The 16,336-nt window shown below is 47.0% G+C and carries 13 protein-coding genes; 10 read left to right on the top strand and 3 right to left on the bottom strand.

What is annotated here, in order from left to right:
• Nucleotides 1-132: 132 nt before the first annotated feature.
• Nucleotides 133-2,616, top strand: coding sequence for an EAL domain-containing protein (locus ACR8BL_RS07600; protein ID WP_434752040.1), 2,484 nt, complete (start codon nucleotides 133-135; stop codon nucleotides 2,614-2,616).
• Nucleotides 2,617-2,705: 89 nt separating this feature from the next.
• On the opposite strand, the gene ACR8BL_RS07595 is transcribed toward ACR8BL_RS07600, so the two are convergent.
• A complete protein-coding gene (locus ACR8BL_RS07595) occupies nucleotides 2,706-4,142 on the bottom strand; it encodes a SpoVR family protein (protein WP_434752039.1) in 1,437 nt (478 codons plus the stop codon).
• Nucleotides 4,139-5,305: a sporulation protein YhbH gene (gene yhbH, locus ACR8BL_RS07590; protein ID WP_434752038.1), complete on the bottom strand. Its 1,167-nt coding sequence runs from the start codon at nucleotides 5,303-5,305 to the stop codon at nucleotides 4,139-4,141. The genes ACR8BL_RS07595 and yhbH overlap by 4 nt, the downstream gene beginning before the upstream one ends.
• A gap of 232 nt (nucleotides 5,306-5,537) precedes the next feature.
• Between yhbH and ACR8BL_RS07585 the strand changes: the two genes are divergently transcribed.
• The 9 genes from ACR8BL_RS07585 to ACR8BL_RS07545 all read left to right on the top strand — a co-directional run bounded on the left by ACR8BL_RS07585 (nucleotide 5,538) and on the right by ACR8BL_RS07545 (nucleotide 15,457).
• A complete protein-coding gene (locus tag ACR8BL_RS07585; protein WP_434758339.1) occupies nucleotides 5,538-6,902 on the top strand; it encodes an MFS transporter in 1,365 nt (454 codons plus the stop codon).
• 291 nt (nucleotides 6,903-7,193) lie between these two features.
• Nucleotides 7,194-8,462 carry a sulfotransferase family protein gene (locus tag ACR8BL_RS07580; protein ID WP_434752036.1) on the top strand — a complete coding sequence of 423 codons (1,269 nt, stop codon included), beginning with the start codon at nucleotides 7,194-7,196 and terminating at the stop codon, nucleotides 8,460-8,462.
• Nucleotides 8,459-10,390: an asparagine synthase-related protein gene (locus ACR8BL_RS07575; RefSeq protein WP_434752035.1), complete on the top strand. Its 1,932-nt coding sequence runs from the start codon at nucleotides 8,459-8,461 to the stop codon at nucleotides 10,388-10,390. The genes ACR8BL_RS07580 and ACR8BL_RS07575 overlap by 4 nt, the downstream gene beginning before the upstream one ends.
• Nucleotides 10,391-10,426: 36 nt before the next feature.
• The gene (locus ACR8BL_RS07570; protein ID WP_251502676.1) at nucleotides 10,427-10,564 is read left to right on the top strand and encodes a paeninodin family lasso peptide; all 138 of its coding nucleotides are present in this window, start codon (nucleotides 10,427-10,429) and stop codon (nucleotides 10,562-10,564) included.
• Between the two features lie 138 nt (nucleotides 10,565-10,702).
• On the top strand, nucleotides 10,703-11,650 hold the full coding sequence (locus tag ACR8BL_RS07565; protein ID WP_434752034.1) for an aldolase: 948 nt from the start codon (nucleotides 10,703-10,705) through the stop codon (nucleotides 11,648-11,650).
• The gene (locus ACR8BL_RS07560) at nucleotides 11,647-11,946 is read left to right on the top strand and encodes a lasso peptide biosynthesis PqqD family chaperone (RefSeq protein ID WP_434752033.1); all 300 of its coding nucleotides are present in this window, start codon (nucleotides 11,647-11,649) and stop codon (nucleotides 11,944-11,946) included. The genes ACR8BL_RS07565 and ACR8BL_RS07560 overlap by 4 nt, the downstream gene beginning before the upstream one ends.
• Before the next feature lie 4 nt (nucleotides 11,947-11,950).
• Nucleotides 11,951-12,433: a lasso peptide biosynthesis B2 protein gene (locus ACR8BL_RS07555; protein ID WP_434752032.1), complete on the top strand. Its 483-nt coding sequence runs from the start codon at nucleotides 11,951-11,953 to the stop codon at nucleotides 12,431-12,433.
• Complete coding sequence (locus ACR8BL_RS07550) at nucleotides 12,423-13,619, top strand: nucleotidyltransferase domain-containing protein (RefSeq protein ID WP_434752031.1); 1,197 nt, start codon at nucleotides 12,423-12,425, stop codon at nucleotides 13,617-13,619. The genes ACR8BL_RS07555 and ACR8BL_RS07550 overlap by 11 nt, the downstream gene beginning before the upstream one ends.
• A gap of 20 nt (nucleotides 13,620-13,639) precedes the next feature.
• On the top strand, nucleotides 13,640-15,457 hold the full coding sequence (locus tag ACR8BL_RS07545; RefSeq protein ID WP_434752030.1) for an ABC transporter ATP-binding protein: 1,818 nt from the start codon (nucleotides 13,640-13,642) through the stop codon (nucleotides 15,455-15,457).
• Between the two features lie 120 nt (nucleotides 15,458-15,577).
• On the opposite strand, the gene cysC is transcribed toward ACR8BL_RS07545, so the two are convergent.
• Nucleotides 15,578-16,216, bottom strand: coding sequence for an adenylyl-sulfate kinase (gene cysC / locus ACR8BL_RS07540; RefSeq protein WP_434752029.1), 639 nt, complete (start codon nucleotides 16,214-16,216; stop codon nucleotides 15,578-15,580).
• Nucleotides 16,217-16,336 lie beyond the last annotated feature (120 nt).

Raw genomic sequence — 16,336 nt, 5'->3', positions numbered from 1 at the left:
GGTTTATGACTAAGTCGTTGGTCGCGAAGTCAAATGATACGGAGGGAGTGCCTGTCATCCAGACAGCGCACTCGCTTCTTTTTTTACATTTACATACATATGAGGATCAGCCCAGCTGAAAGGACAGAGTGAGTGGAGCACATACATGGCACGTACAACCTACAACTTGTTATTTTATCCTATATTATTGCATCGTTAGCTTCTTATGCAGCACTTGATCTTGCAGGCCGTGTATTTCTGACGAGCGGAAGGGCGCGTCACTTGTGGGTTGCTTGCGGGGCAATCTCCATGGGACTGGGTATCTGGTCGATGCACTTTGTCGGCATGATCGCTTTTGTGCTGCCTATGCATGTTTCCTATTCTATGGATAAAGTGATCTTGTCCGTTTTATTAGCAATTGTTGCCTCGGGGGTAGCATTGGAGTTTGCAGGTCGTCGCTCTAACCAGATGAGCAAACTTGTCATTGCTGGATTGCTGCTGACTGCAGGCATCACCTCGATGCATTATGTGGGGATGGCAGCGATGTCGATTCCGATTACATACCAGCCGGCCCTTGTAACGTTATCTGTTCTGATTGCTGCACTTGCTTCCTATGCAGCGCTGTGGCTGATGTTTTTTTTCAATCGCCCTGAATCCAAGCACCATTGGATCTATAAAATTGGTAGTGGACTTATTATGGGTTTAGCGATTACAGGTATGCATTATACCGGGATGGCCGCAGCTCATTTTCATCAAGCTCAAATGATTCCTGAGAGTTTAAGCAGACAGGTGGAGTCCGAAGTTCTTGCTTATCTGATTACAGCGGGTACATTTGTCACAATTGGACTAACGCTATTTGGTAATGTTATCAATCAACGGATGATCCAGAAAGATCAACGGATTCGTGAGAACGAACAGTGGTATCAAGCGTTATACCATAATCATTCGGATGCCATTATTTCCGTGGATCGAGAAGGTATTATTAAAGGTATCAATGCTGTAGTGACCACGATCACCGGATACCCGGAAAAAAAGGTGATTGACCATCCAATTAATCAGATTATTGAGCAGATCAATGTACAATGTGCAATTAATGATACGGTTCACGCATGGGACAATCAGGATCTGGAACAGCGGCATTACATGGCAAAAATGAAAAATACACGAAATGAACTTCTCGACCTGAGTATTGCAGTCATTCCGGTTATTATTGATGCAACCCATGTCGGCAGCCATATTCTGATTAAAGATATTACGGAAGAGAGACAAGCTCAGGAAAACATTCGTCACCAGGCCTTGCATGATCCGCTCACAGGGCTGCCTAATCGACGCAAGTTGGATGAAGTGCTTGCTTCTACTATATATACCTGTGAGGAACAACAGCATAAGTTTGCTGTGATGGTTATGGACATAGACCGCTTCAAAATAATCAATGACTCCCTGGGTCATTCCATCGGGGATGTATTTCTCAAGGAAGTTAGTAACCGGATCGTAGCAACAATCGAAGCTTCACATCCACAGGCGATGTCTAGTGTTACGCTGGCCCGGATGGGCGGCGATGAGTTCACGGTGGTGGTTACGGGGGAACAAGCCAATGAGAAGCATGTCGTTCAACTTGCAGAACAGATTGTTGAAGCAATCCAGCAGCCCTATCGTTTAAAAGAAAATGATTTTTACGTTACAGCCAGCATCGGCATTGCCATGTACCCTGAACATGGGGTTGGAACGGATGCCTTGATTAAACATGCGGACTCCGCCATGTATGAAGTGAAGAAAAATGGCAAGAACGGCTACCGGTTCTATACGGCTCAACTCGACTCTGAGCTCTATGAACGAATTGAACTGGAAGGTTATCTGCGGAAAGCACTGAAGCGGAATGAAATGGTGCTGTACTATCAACCGCAGATTCGTACCCTGGATAGCCGAATGATTGGAGTTGAGGCTCTAATTCGCTGGCAGCATCCGATTAAAGGGCTGCTAGCACCCAATGTGTTTATCCCGCTGGCCGAAGAGACCGGCATGATCTATGAGATCGGCAATTGGACGCTTCGTGAAGCCTGTAGACAGATGAAGCTGTGGCATGGCAGCGGCGGGCCGCTCATCCCGGTATCTGTGAATTTGTCCAGCCAGCAATTTCACCAGCCCGACCTGGTAGAGCAGGTCAAAAATGCTTTGATCGAGTCCGGGCTTGATGCCAAATATCTGGAGCTGGAAATTACGGAGAGTATGATGATGGATGCAACCATATCCACGGCTATTCTAAATGAACTTTCCGCTCTAGGTGTGAAGATCAGTTTGGATGATTTCGGGACGGGATACAGCTCATTAAGCTACCTGAAACATTTCCCGATTCACAAGCTCAAGATCGACCGGTCCTTTGTCACGGATATTACCGAGAGTCACAGCGATCAGGCGATCGTAGCCACGATTATCTCGATGGCCCAGAATCTCAAGATGGAAGTGATCGCGGAAGGCATTGAAACGAAAGGGCAACTCGATATTTTGATGCAAAATGATTGCCGGGAGATTCAGGGTTATTATTTCAGCCGACCTTTACCGGCAAGCGAAGTGGAGAACATTTTCTTTGTGCCGCTGCGTTTGCTTGGAGAAAGTAATACGGTGTTTCATTCTGTGTAAACGGCCAAGCGGCAAGTTCCCTACCTGTATCGGGAACTTGCCGCTTTTTTGATTTTTTTATGATATGACCGAATGCCCACCACTTCCGCCTATAAAAACTTGCGGTGGTGCTTTTTGCCGTCATAGGTGAACCAGATGGGTTTATCCTCCACACGGGTCTCCACATGCACCGTTCGTCCCCAGAGTCGATATAGATAGGGGAGTGTGCGCTCCATGTATTTCAGATCCAGTTCGATGCCCTCGTATTGATGTTTCAACACGAGTTCGCCGGTACGTAAGTAGTCTGCGTCCTGTACAACCAAATACGGGGAGCCACCGTTCACACGGGAGAATACAAGCTGGTCGCGGATGTTTTCCCAAGACTTGTCGGTGATTTTCCAGTCGGGCCCTTTTTTCTCGAACACATAGAGGTCGAGATCCTCGGTTAACTTTTTGGTCATGTAGTTGCGGATAAAGGAGGTGTCCGAATCAAACTCGCGCACCTCGAACATTTTGGCCCGGCCTTGACCAGACTGGCGTCCCCATCGCTCCTGCTCCTCACGGGTGGGGTGATCCCAGCGGCGTTCAATATCTTCAAAGATTTTCAGTCCCAGGTAATATGGATTCAAACTTTGCTTGGACGGCTGTACAACAGAAGAGTTTAGCTTGGCAAATTCGATCGTATCCTCACTGCTTAAGTCGAGTTCTCTTATAATACGTTGATGCCAGTAGGAGGCCCAGCCTTCGTTCATGATTTTGGTTTCCATCTGCGGCCAGAAATAGAGCATCTCTTCCCGCATCATACTCATAATATCCCGCTGCCAGTCGGTGAGGATCTCCGAGAACTCCTGAATGAACCACATAATATCCTTCTCCGGCTCCGGTGGGAAGTGATGCACCTGCAAGCTGTCCGTGGGCTTTTCCTCGGCCTGCAGATTGTCTAGCGACCATAGATCGTCATATTGACCTTCCGGTTTAGGTGGTTTCTCACCACGCTGTTCCCGGATTTTCATCTCCATGTAACGCTGTTTGTCAAGATGACGAGGTTTGATGAGCTGCGGGTCCACATGTTCCTGAATGGCGATCACCGCATCGATGAAGGATTCAACAGCCTCTGTGCCATATTCCATCTCATAGTTGCTGATCCGATCTGCCGTGGCAGCCATACTTTCCACCATATTGCGATTGGATTTGGAGAAGCGGGCGTTGTTTTTGAAAAAGTCGCAGTGTGCGAGCACATGGGCTACGATTAATTTGTTCTGAATCAGAGAGTTGCCATCCAGCAGGAAGGCGTAGCAAGGGTTGGAGTTGATGACGAGTTCATAGATTTTGCTCAGGCCAAAATCATATTGCATTTTCATCTTATGAAAGGTTTTGCCGAAGCTCCAGTGGCTGAACCTCGTTGGCATGCCGTAAGCACCAAAGGTGTAAATGATATCCGACGGGCAGATCTCGTAGCGCATCGGGTAATAGTCGAGGCCGAATCCATCGGCAATCTCCATAATTTCAGCAATCGCGTATTCCAGTTCGCGGATCTCATCGGTCATCCCAGGCTGCCTCCTTCTCTTTTTTGAAAAAAGCTGCGGAGCGCTTTGTATACTTCGCCTTTTTCCTTGATCACGTAATACATAAACTGATCGATCTTAATGTGGCGATAGGCCGACATGAGTGTACTACTGCGGTTGTATTGGTTCACTTCGCCATAACCAAACATGTTGCTACGCTTCATTAGTTCGCCGATTAACTTCACACACCGCTCATTATCCGAGGTCAGATTATCGCCGTCTGAGAAATGAAAAGGGTAGATATTGTAGCTGGCAGGTGGATAACGACTATCAATGATATCCAGTGCCTTCATATATACAGAGGAGCAGATTGTACCGCCGCTTTCGCCGCGAGTGAAAAATTCCTCTTCCGTCACTTCTTTGGCTTCCGTGTGGTGAGCCAGAAACACGATTTCGACTTTCTCATACTGACGGCGCAGGAAACGGGTCATCCAGAAAAAAAAGCTGCGAGCGCAATATTTTTCAAAGGATCCCATGGAGCCGGACGTATCCATCATGGCGATAATAACGGCATTGGACTGGGGAATGATTTTGTCTTCCCACGTCTTGTAACGCAGATCATCGGGACTGATGTGATGAATGCCCGGATTGCCTGTTGTTGCATTGCGGCGCAAATTCTCCAGTATCGTACGTTTCTTGTCAATGTTGGACTGCATGCCTTTTTTGCGAATATCGTTGAAGACCACCGTATGTGTCTCGATCAGATCCTTATCTTTTTGCTTCAAGTCCGGCAATTCAAGCTCTGCAAACAAAATATCTTCCAATTCCTCGATGCTGATCTCGGCTTCCACAATATCGTGACCAGGCTGATCACCAGCTTTTTCACCCTTGCCTGGCTTCTGGGAAGCAGGATCACGGCCAATGACATCACCGACCTGACTGTCGCCGTCCCCTTGACCGACATGTTTTTGCTTTTGGTAGTTATACACAAAACGGTACTCATCCAGACTGCGGATGGGGACCTTGATGATCTGTTTTCCATCGGACATGATAATATTTTCTTCGGTAATCAGATCGGGCAGATTTTGCTTAATGACATCTTTCACCTTTTGCTGATGGCGCTGCTGGTCCTGGTACCCTTTGCGGTGAAGCGACCAATCTTCCCGGGATACGACGAACGAGTAAGGCTGGTGTGAATTTGACATGTAGGCACCCCCCATTGATTACGCGGCACAGTTTGGCCTGTCGGTAATTAAGTATATTCACGGGCGGGGACGATATGTGATTCGATCTCAACTAAAATGAATGAATTGCACTGGATTCGCTTTGTGATAGGCTGGAGCAAGGTACATGTTAAATTTTACAAAGATCATGATCAAATGTGGTATCTTTCCTTTACAATAGAGAACAAAGACTGATTCTGAGCATCGAACTCTGATGCGTGTAAAGGAAGGATTACGTGTGGATAAACGTGCAGTAAAAGCCTGGATTATGTATGATTGGGCCAATTCAGCTTATGCAACAACCGTACTGGCTGCTGTACTGCCAGTCTTCTATGCTTCTGTGGCTGCGGCGACAGTCGATAAGGATACGGCGGCATCCTACCTGGCTTATACACATTCCATAGGAATGTTATGTGTGGCGCTGTTAACGCCGCTGCTGGGAACACTGGCTGATCTATCGGGACGAAAAGGGGACTTCCTACGAGTTTTTGCAATAACAGGCATTGTGGCGACGTTAGGTTTCAGCGTAATTGGGGAAGGCGACTGGCTGCTTGCGTCTGTCCTGCTGGTGTTATCCACGATTGGTTTTGCGGGCGGAAATACGTTCTATGATGCGATGCTACCAGATCTGGTTCCTGCGGAACGAAGAGATATGGTGTCCTCCAAAGGTTATGCGTATGGTTATATTGGCGGGGGACTCCTCCTTGCAACCAATCTGTTAATGATTCAACAGCCAGGCTGGTTTGGCATGCCGAATACCCTCGCAGGTACGCGACTTGCATTTATCTCGGTTTCGCTGTGGTGGCTGTTGTTCTCCCTTCCAATCTTCCGTTATGCTCCTAGACGGCCAGTCTCGCCTGAGTTTCCTGCATCCTGGACCGGTTACACAAAGGTTGGCGTACGCAGATTACGGCAAACCTTCGGGCAGATCCGACGTTTTCCACAGCTGCTTCGGATGCTGGTGGCATTCTGGTTTTTCAATGACGGGATCAACACTATTATTCTGATGGCAACGATTTATGGGACAAGCATTGGCATTGGCACATCAGATTTGATGCTGGCCCTGCTGCTTACGCAATTTATCGGTTTTCCATGTACACTGCTGCTGGGTGCATGGGCGCAACAGTGGGGAGCGAAGCGAGTTTTGCTGGTGAGTTTAAGCGTGTATATTTGTATCGTTATTCTTGGTTACTTTATGACTCAAGCTCTTCATTTTTATATCCTCGCAGGGCTAGTTGGCGTTGTGCAGGGCATAAGTCAATCAACGGCACGTTCTCTGTTTAGTAACCTGATGCCGGCTGGACGAACGGGTGAGTATTTCGGATTTGTTAATATTACGGGGAAATTCGCTTCGATCTTTGGGCCATTTGTATTTGGTTATGTTGGACAAATTACAGGGTCCACGCGTTGGGGCATTCTGTCACTGATCTTTTTCTTTGTAGCAGGCATCGCGGTATTGTTGACAGTACAGGTACAGAAAGGCTTGCAGGATGCTCGGTCAGCGGACCAGGAGGAGCTGGAACGTATTCAAAGTCATGGCACGGCGGGAAAAGGGAACGGAGTCACATTTAGCAGTTAAGTATGGTCTGATTTTATCTTCTTGTCTTACCTGGGCTTTCAGGCACTGTTCACGACTGAACAGATGTCTGGGGGTTTTTTATGTTGTTCCGATTCAGAACTCAGGCAGCAAATAAATTATGAAAAAGTGAAAATAAAAGATTGACACGATACATTTTGTATCATAGAGTAAAAGCATGAATACATATTGTATCTTTGAATGTCGAAATCCCCTGTCATAACCAGGCAAAGATTACACGGTCGATCCGATCCCACCGCATATTCTTATAAATATACAGAGGAGAGGCTGCCATTGATAGATACGCAAGGAAACGGACTGATTTTTTTACTATGCATTCCCCGTAGCGGCAGTTCGTTATCCACCGTTATGTTGCAAAATCATAGTCGCATATTTGCCACTCAGGAGATGTGGTTTCTGATGAATCTCGTAGATTTGTCCAAGGCTGACTCTCGCGCTTACGGTGGCAGTTCCATTATCCGTCAATTTTATCAAGCGATGGTGTCCGAAGATGTTTTCGAAAAGGCATGCAGAGGCTTTGCTCTTGAAATATATAATGGATTCCTGGAAGGGAGCGGAGCAGACTTCATCGTTGATAAATCTCCGCGTTATTATTATATGCTGGAATGGCTGGATCGGTTGTTTCCGCAATCCAGACGCATTCATCTTCAGCGTAACCCCCTTTCTGTAGCGGCATCCTTTAAAAAAGTAAATCGCCATACCGGCGAAAGTTTTGATCTGATTCAGAGTTTAAATCATTCGAAACTGAATATGAAAGCTATAGATCTGACGCTTGGGCTAACTCGATTAAATGAATATTTTGCCGAGCCTCATCCATTGGCCTACGAATTGAAATATGAGCAGTTGGTCATGAAACCACAAGAAGAACTTGAGAAGTTATGTGCTTTTCTAGGTATCACTTATGAACAAGGGATGGAGCGCTATGGACAATTTGTTCATGGTAGCAAAGCTGATATGTTCTACAGCATGGGGGTGGGGGATCCGTTCCTTTCATCACATCAGGAGGCTCATCAAGATTCTGTTAACAACTGGAAAGAAATACTCAACCCACAAGAAGTTGAATTGTATTGCCGTGTGCTCGGAGCCAATCTGTTCCACCGGATGGGGTACAGTGAACAGCTGCAAGCAGCCGAACAATGGACGGGAGTCCGCTTTCAGGCGGAGCCGGATCAGGAGGTGCTAGAGCGGCTTGGGCAGCAACTGGTGGTGGCAACAGAGTGTCGTTGGCAGCCAAATTACCGGATGAAAGCGTTAATGGATAGCACGGAAAATGGGTCTCCATTCCAGATCGACAGTCAGGGACATGAACTGGCGAAGATTGACCCGGCGCTTGCGGCCATGGCCACGATCAGACAGCTACAGGCAGCTCTTCGAGCAGCAGATCAGCGGCTGGAACGTGGATATACGGAACGTGAACGTTTGAAGAAGCAGCTTGACGCTGTCCAAAGTAAACTACAACGAATCAAATCATGGATACCATTTGGTCATCAAATCAGCGCTTGGGCATCCCAGCGCAAGATCGTTCGGGGAGGAAAGTCATGAGTGCCATAGCTGGAATCGTACATACAGATGGTCAGCAAGCGCTATGGGAGGACAGCTGGCGGCTATATGGAAGTCTTGGGCATATTCCGGTAGATACAACGGGAGTATGGAAAGGGGATCAAGTGTTCCTCAGTTGTCATGCCCAGTGGATCACGCTGGAATCTGTGAACGAGAAATTACCTCTCCATGATGAAGATAGTCGATTGACCATCACCGCAGATGCCATTCTGGATAACCGGGAGCAGCTGGCTGATCAGTTGCAGATTTCACGAGCAGAGCTGGCTGGACTGGCGGACAGCGAACTGATTCTGCGAGCGTATCAGCGTTGGGGAGAAGGTGTGGCTGGTCATCTGCTCGGGGACTTTGTATTTACGATCTGGGATGAACAACGCCGCATGTTGTTTGCCGCGAGAGATATTACGGGCATGAGATCATTTTATTACCGTCATGACGGTTCCCGGTTTGCCTTCTGTACATTAATGAAACCCTTGCTTGAGCTTGGAGGTGTACAGAAGTCACTCGACGAAAACTGGTTATCTGAATTTCTTGCCATTCCTGACATGCATGACTCAGCGGATATCCATTCCACAGTGTATCGAGGAGTGAATCAGCTGCCCTCTGCGCACACGTTGACGTTTCGAAACGGGAAGGTTGAACTGAGGCAATATCATCGCTGGGATGATGTCGAACCGCTTCGGCTTAAATCGGATGATGACTATGTGGAAGCTTTTCGCGATGTGTTTAGCCAAGCCGTAGGCTCGCGCTTGCGGACTCATAGACAGGTTGCAGCGGCATTAAGTGGTGGATTGGATTCAGGGGCTGTTGTGGGTTTTGCTTCCGGAACGCTCCGAAGCCAAGGGAAACAGCTTCATGCATACAGCTATGTGCCTGTCCCGGACTTTACGGATTACACGTCGAAAACGTTACTGGCTGACGAGCGACCCTTTATCCGTTCCACCATTAATCATGTAGGCAATATCTCGGAAAACTATCTGGACTTCGAGGGACGAAGTCCACTCAGTGAAGTGGATACGTGGCTGAACATGATGGAGATGCCTTACAAATATTTTGAAAATTCATTCTGGATTCGCGGATTTTATGAAAAAGCGAGTGAACAGGATGCGGGTATTTTGCTGACAGGTGCGCGTGGCAATTTCACGATATCATGGGGACCTGCACTCGACTATTACGCCAGTTTGCTAAAAAGCGGTCGATATTTTCGCTGGTTTCGCGAGATGCAGCAATACAGCGAACGAACAGGCATGGCATTCACACGTATCGCCCGGATTACAGGCCGTAAGGCTTTTCCTGACTGGTTCAAAGGAAATAACAAAGGGACAGCACAGCCAGCAGGTGCTCAATTGATTCATCCCGAGTTTGCCAAAAGAACAGGCGTGCTGGATCGGCTCAAATCCATCCTGGTGTTACAGGGTGGTGCGCGAGCTGATGCACTTCAAGTGCGCGCTGATAAGTTTAACAATTTAGCTATTGCCAATAAAAATGGGGCCGTCGCCACCAAGTGTTCCCTCCGTTACCGGGCTTGGGAACGTGATCCAACGAGTGATCCACGAGTGATCCGATTTTGTCTCTCTGTACCGATTGAGCAATATGTGCGTCAAGGAACGGATCGTTCTCTGATTCGCCGTGCTACATCACCGGAATTGCCGGACAAGGTGAGGCTCAATCAGCGTGTGCGAGGCGTACAGCCTGCGGACTGGCTGCATCGTATTCTGCCTGACTGGCAGGCATTTACTTCGGAGCTGCGAACCATGTGTTCTGACAGTCAAGTTGCCGGCATATTAAACACCGACCGGATTAAATCAGCACTGGATAATTTTCCAAGTCCCAAACCCGAACTGGCGTCTCATCCAGATCTGCGTTTAATGATGCACAGTTTGATTGTATACCGCTTTATTCAGAAGTTTTGATCTACAGTATACAGCTCTTGAGAGGAGGTGAATACAATGCAAAATGAGAAAAAGGAATGGCAAGCACCCGTTCTTGAAGTGCTGGACGTGAATGAAACAATGGCAGGAGTAGGATACAGACAAATTGACTGGATCACTGTTCACGATGCCGACTTGTACGATCCAACGTCTTAATTTAATTGTTTCCCAAGCTATTTCATACTTAAAAGGGCGGAAATGCAATCTATCCTGCTTTTTCGCCTCCGCCCTAATATTGAGCTAATGAATATCAGGGCTTTTTTCATATCTAGAACAAGAAGGAGGTGTCCCTCATTGTTGCCAATGTACTACGAAGCTTATGGACTGCTCTGGTTGAGTCACATTCTGATGCCTGAATTGCAAATAGCACCTCTAGATGTTAAGGAGAAGCCGGATGCTGCTGAAGTGCAGATTGAGTCTCATGATCTGACAGAGTTATGGGAGAAATGGGATGTTGGCAGCGACAACTTTGTGGCGCGGGACGGTTGTCTTTTTTTCAGAATCGAAGATACGGGTCTGTTTTTAATGGAGCACGGCCAAAGGATCGTTGTCTCTCCAGTGTTTGGAGCCGATGAAAAAAAAGTCAGGCTGTTTATCCTGGGGACATGTATGTCCGTGATTATGATGCAACGTGGTATTCTTCCACTGCATGGAAGTGCTGTAGTTATTGATGGTTGGGCTTACGCGTTCGTGGGGCATTCTGGCGCAGGAAAGTCCACATTGTCAGCGGCTCTGGCAGCACAGGGATACCCGCTTCTCACTGATGATGTGGTTGCTTTGAGCTGGGATGCCGGAGGTAGAGCCATTGTGTCGCCCGGATATCCCCAGCAGAAATTATGGCAACCTAGTCTGGAAGGTTTCGGGATGAAGCAGCAGGATTATGCAACGGTGCATGCTGAAATTACGAAGTATGCCATACCGGTTCAACATTACTTTCACCAGAGCGCTGTGCCGCTAGCAGGAATTTATGAACTTGTGCCACAGCCAGATCATGAACCTGGGCCAGTACAGTTGAAAGAGGTTAGTGGGCTGGAACGTCTTCATTTGATCTGCTCTCACACTTTTCGAAGTGGACTGGTGAGACGCCAGGGGCTCGCGCAATGGTTGTTTGAAACAGCTTCGAGACTCTCAGCCAGTGTAGAGTTCAGTAGACTAAGCCGAACGGGCTCAAATTTTACAGCTTTTGAAATGGTAGAACGGATCATCCATCATATACGCAAAGGAGTGCATACAGGAATATGACAGCAATTACACCCATCCATGTGAATGACGTGGTAACCCGGAAGGAAGGACATCTGGTCAGTGATATGGGCGGTGAAAAGGTGATGATGAGTATCAGTTCCGGCAAATATTACAATCTGGGCAGCACAGGCGGACAAATCTGGGAACTCATTGCAGAAGGCCGAACGCTGGACGAACTAATCGAAACTCTTGCTGCAGAATATGACATTGCGCCGGATCAATGCCGCGAACAGGTTGTGCCTTTTTTGGAGCACCTTTTGCGTGAAGGTTTAATCGATATTTCCCGCGGAGAGTAAGCAGATGTTTCGTAAAGTGAAGGCGTACTTCTCACTCTCAAGTACGATGCGACGTTTAATATGGGAGGCTTATCTCTTGCTTGGATGGGCACGTATCCAGAAGGCAAGACCGTTTGCTAAAATAGCTCCGAGGCTAGGTACGGCTATGGTTGAGACACCTGTCACAGGACTCAGCCGCAATCAAGTGATTGAAATCAGGAACATATCAAAAGCCGTTATGCTGGCCAGCAAATATACATTATGGGAGAGTCAATGCCTTGTCATGGCAATAGCTGCAATGAATATGCTGGAACGGCGTAATATCGCAAGTACGTTATACATGGGGACCGCACGGAATAAGCAAGGACAACTGATGGCACACGCCTGGCTGCGAAGTGGCAAGTTGATTGTGACTGGAGCAGATACGATGGACCAATATACGGTTGTCGGCGTGTTTGGCAAACAATGTCCTGAGAAGGGATCTGGAGAGATTGTCTATGACTCATGAAACTGAACTGTATTCCAAAGAGTTTCCGAAGGAACTCAAGCTGATCTTGAGTATGCTTAGAGGTGATCTGACAACTCTAACTTCAGAGGAGATTGTGGGCCGTCTGCGCGATGTCAATTGGTCTCTTTTTGTACAGCTTGTAAACCATCATCGTCTGTATTCCGTCATTTATGTGAATCTGAAAAGGATGAATCTCCCTATTGTTCCTGAGGCAGTGATGGAGAGGCTGAAACAGCAGTATACGATCAATACCTTTCGCATGTTGCAGCTAACGGCTGAAATGGAACAAGTATGTAGAGCGTTTCGAGAACGGGGCATACGTACGATCACATTGAAAGGGCCAGCTTTGGCTCATGATCTTTATGGAGATGTATCCATGCGAACGTCCAAAGACCTGGATATTCTGATTCCAGTTCAAGAGGTCGAGGCAGCTGAACGTATTCTCACCGAGCTTGGGTATCAGCGTAAGGAGGGCGAGAGAGAACTTACCGTTCGCAGCTGGAAGTGGAGGGAACATCACATTTGTTATATTCACCCCAACAAGCGTACTCAAGTGGAGATTCATTGGCGGCTTAATCCCGACTCTGGTCGAGAAACTGATTTTGAGTTGTTGTGGAAACGTAGTCGGTTCAGCTCATATACACAGACTCCTGTACGTATGCTGGAAAGAGAAGATTTGTGGGTCTATCTGGTGACACATGGTGCAAGGCATGGCTGGTTCAGATTGCGGTGGTTACTAGACATTGATCAGATGATTCGCACGATACCTATGGATATGGCAAAGGTTGAGCGGCGTTTAAGAGCAGAGGGGCGATTATCGATTGGCTCCCAGGCATTACATCTCACTTCGGATTTACTGCATACACCTCTGAATGAGTCTTGCACATCAATTATGGCTATACGTGAGCGCACAGGAAAACGACTAGCTCAAGAAGGCACGCTGTTTATGAATGACATGTTGGCAAGTCCAGCAGAGCTTAAACATTATCAATCCTATTTATTTTCCCTCCGCAGCACGAGGCAGAAGTGGTTCTTCTTTGTTGAACGTTTATATCCAAGCATCTGGGACGTGCACCAATTGCCGCTCCCACGTTCTTTGTTTTTTCTGTATTTCCCATTACGTCCGTTTCTCTGGTTCTGGCGACGCTTGAAACGAAGCACGATGACAGAGAGGGGAAAAGTATGATCTCCGAATTAAACTATTTTATGAAAAAACTGCATCAGGTTGCCGGTCCCATTTTATATTGGAATTTGCTCGCTATGATCTGTATCGGTTTAATGGAAGGGATCGGCATATACATGCTTGTTCCCATGCTTAGTCTGATCGGTGTTTTTGAGATGGGGACGTCTGGCATACATATCCCTTGGTTAACCGGAACACTCAACCAGTTTTCAAGTCATAGTCAATTGATTCTTGTTCTATTCTCTTTTGTGCTTATCGTCTCTGGACAGGCGTGGATGCAGCGTCTTCAGACCATCCGCAGTACTCGTATACAGCAGCAATTTATACGAACGCTGCGCATAGAAACCTATAGTGCACTTCTAAGGGCACAGTGGTCTTTTTTTCTCCCCAAACGAAAATCCGATTTTAATCATATATTAACGACAGAGCTCGCACGTGTTAGTCAGGGAACAAGCCTGTTGTTACAGATGGCTGCTTCTCTCATTTTTACGGGGATTCAGATCGGTCTGGCTTTTTGGTTATCCGCCAAGTTGACAACGCTTGTACTCATCAGTGGGTTACTGTTATTTATTCTATTGAGGAAGTTTGTTAAACGTGCCAAACAGATTGGGGATCAGACTTCGGAATTCTCACAGAGCTATTATTACGGGATCACCGAACATTTTAACGGGATAAAAGACATCAAGAGTAATATGCTGGAGAATTCACATATCCGTTGGTTTGACCGTATGTGCAGAAAGATTGAGCATAATGTAGTGCAGTTTAGTCAATTGAACACGGGTACACAGTTGATTCACCGGTTGTCGGCAGCTTTGATTATTGCGGCGTTTATCTACCTATCTCTACAAGTGATGTCTGTGCCTCCGGCCAATCTGTTATTGATTATTTTAATTTTTTCAAGGTTATGGCCCAGGTTTACTGCGATTCAGTCTACTCTGGAGTACATCAGCTCGATGCTACCTGCATTCCGAATGGTGAGAGAACTGCAGGTGCAGACGGAGAACAGTCGTGAGATCAGTGAAACAGATTCAATGGGGGAAAAACAGCCTAATGGTCCTGTGTCCACTGCTGATCAGCCTATCGCTCCAATGGATCTGGTGCAATCTATCGTTTGTGAAGATGTGAATTACCGCTACGAGGGAAGTGACACGTATGCATTGAAGGGCGTGAAAGCCTTTATCCCAGCCCAAGGTATGACTGCTATCGTTGGGAAGTCCGGGGCGGGGAAAAGCACACTGATCGATCTGATCATGGGTCTCGTGAAGCCAGAAAGTGGAGGTATTCTGATTGACGGAGAACCATTGACCGAGGAACAGTTATTGAACTGGCGGAGTTCGATCGGATATGTGTCACAAGATCCTTTTTTGTTCCATACGAGCATTCGTGAAAATTTACGTCTGGTTGATCCGGATGCAAGTGAGGAGCAGATGTGGCGTGCACTTCAATTTTCCTCTTCCGCTTCATTCGTTCGCAGGCTTCCCCAAGGTTTGGATACGATTATAGGTGACCGTGGCATACGCCTGTCGGGCGGTGAGCGTCAACGTCTTGTGCTTGCCCGAACCATGCTACGAAATCCTTCTGTGCTGGTGTTGGATGAAGCAACGAGTGCACTGGACAGTGAAAATGAGCAGCACATTCATGAAGCAATCGAACGATTGAAAGGCCATGTCACCATTATTGTCATTGCACATCGATTATCTACGATTCGAACGGCAGACCGGGTAATCGTTCTGGAGGAAGGACGTGTCATCCAGGAAGGAGCCTATCAGCAATTGTCTATGGATTCTTCGGGCATGTTCAGCAAACTGCTCCATATGCAAGCTGGTGCTGCCGGACAGTAAACCTGGAGTAACATAAATCTGGTCAATAAGGAAGCATGGATATCAAGAAGTGAAAATGAAAAGAGGCGTGCCGTTAAGGGACGCCTTTCCTATTTCGATATTTTCTTTTGCTTGAAATAACTAATAAGTCAGGCTTGATTGGGTCTGTACAGGAAGATGTAAAGCACCGATTTGTTGCAGATGATCTACAATTTCTTGAACGGCTTCTTCAATCGTACAATGTTCGGTATCCATGATGAATGAAGGCGATGTGGGGATATCATAGGGGGCAGAGATGCCGGTGAAATGAGGAATTTCACCTTTGCGAGCTTTTCTGTAAAGTCCCTTGGGGTCACGTCGCTCACACTCTTCAATGGAACAACGGACATAGATTTCGATAAAATCTTCCGGTTCAAATAGCTGCCGAACCATTTCACGGTCCTGCGCGCTCGGGGAGATAAATGCCGAAAGCACAAGTAGTCCTGCGTCAACCATCAGCTTGGATACTTCCCCGATGCGCCGCAGATTTTCCTGCCGATCCGCTGCAGCAAAACCAAGATCCCGATTCAATCCATGCCGTACGTTATCACCGTCAAGTACATAACAACGTACACCTTGTTCATGCAAGTACCTTTCTAGTGCAAAGGCAATGGAGGACTTACCCGCCCCGGATAAACCTGTAAACCATATCGTACGACTGCGGTGTCCGTGGTTGTTCTCCCGATCCTGCCTGGTTAGGCTTGATGCTTGCCAGGTAATATTGCGTTCTTCTTTCGACATGTTATCCCGCCTCTTTTCACTTCATTATATTTATTATATTTTAACATATTTGCTAGATTATAGCTCATGTAAATTCTCTGCAAAATCAGCGTGAACCTTATGTATATCGGGTATAGATGT

The sequence above is a fragment of the Paenibacillus amylolyticus genome, assembly GCF_051136285.1.
Lineage (GTDB): Bacteria > Bacillota > Bacilli > Paenibacillales > Paenibacillaceae > Paenibacillus > Paenibacillus amylolyticus_F.
Note: the sequence above shows the minus strand (reverse complement) of the source record. Positions and strands in the feature narration are given on the sequence as shown.

Excerpts from the sequence above, each read along its gene's own strand:
- ACR8BL_RS07595 (WP_434752039.1), bottom strand. The coding sequence starts at position 4,142 with ATGACCGATGAGATCCGCGAACTGGAATACGCGATTGCTGAAATTATG.
- yhbH (WP_434752038.1), bottom strand. The coding sequence starts at position 5,305 with ATGTCAAATTCACACCAGCCTTACTCGTTCGTCGTATCCCGGGAAGAT.
- ACR8BL_RS07585 (WP_434758339.1), top strand. The coding sequence starts at position 5,538 with ATGCGTGTAAAGGAAGGATTACGTGTGGATAAACGTGCAGTAAAAGCC.
- ACR8BL_RS07575 (WP_434752035.1), top strand. The coding sequence starts at position 8,459 with ATGAGTGCCATAGCTGGAATCGTACATACAGATGGTCAGCAAGCGCTA.
- ACR8BL_RS07570 (WP_251502676.1), top strand. The coding sequence starts at position 10,427 with ATGCAAAATGAGAAAAAGGAATGGCAAGCACCCGTTCTTGAAGTGCTG.
- ACR8BL_RS07560 (WP_434752033.1), top strand. The coding sequence starts at position 11,647 with ATGACAGCAATTACACCCATCCATGTGAATGACGTGGTAACCCGGAAG.
- ACR8BL_RS07555 (WP_434752032.1), top strand. The coding sequence starts at position 11,951 with ATGTTTCGTAAAGTGAAGGCGTACTTCTCACTCTCAAGTACGATGCGA.
- ACR8BL_RS07550 (WP_434752031.1), top strand. The coding sequence starts at position 12,423 with ATGACTCATGAAACTGAACTGTATTCCAAAGAGTTTCCGAAGGAACTC.
- ACR8BL_RS07545 (WP_434752030.1), top strand. The coding sequence starts at position 13,640 with ATGAAAAAACTGCATCAGGTTGCCGGTCCCATTTTATATTGGAATTTG.
- cysC (WP_434752029.1), bottom strand. The coding sequence starts at position 16,216 with ATGTCGAAAGAAGAACGCAATATTACCTGGCAAGCATCAAGCCTAACC.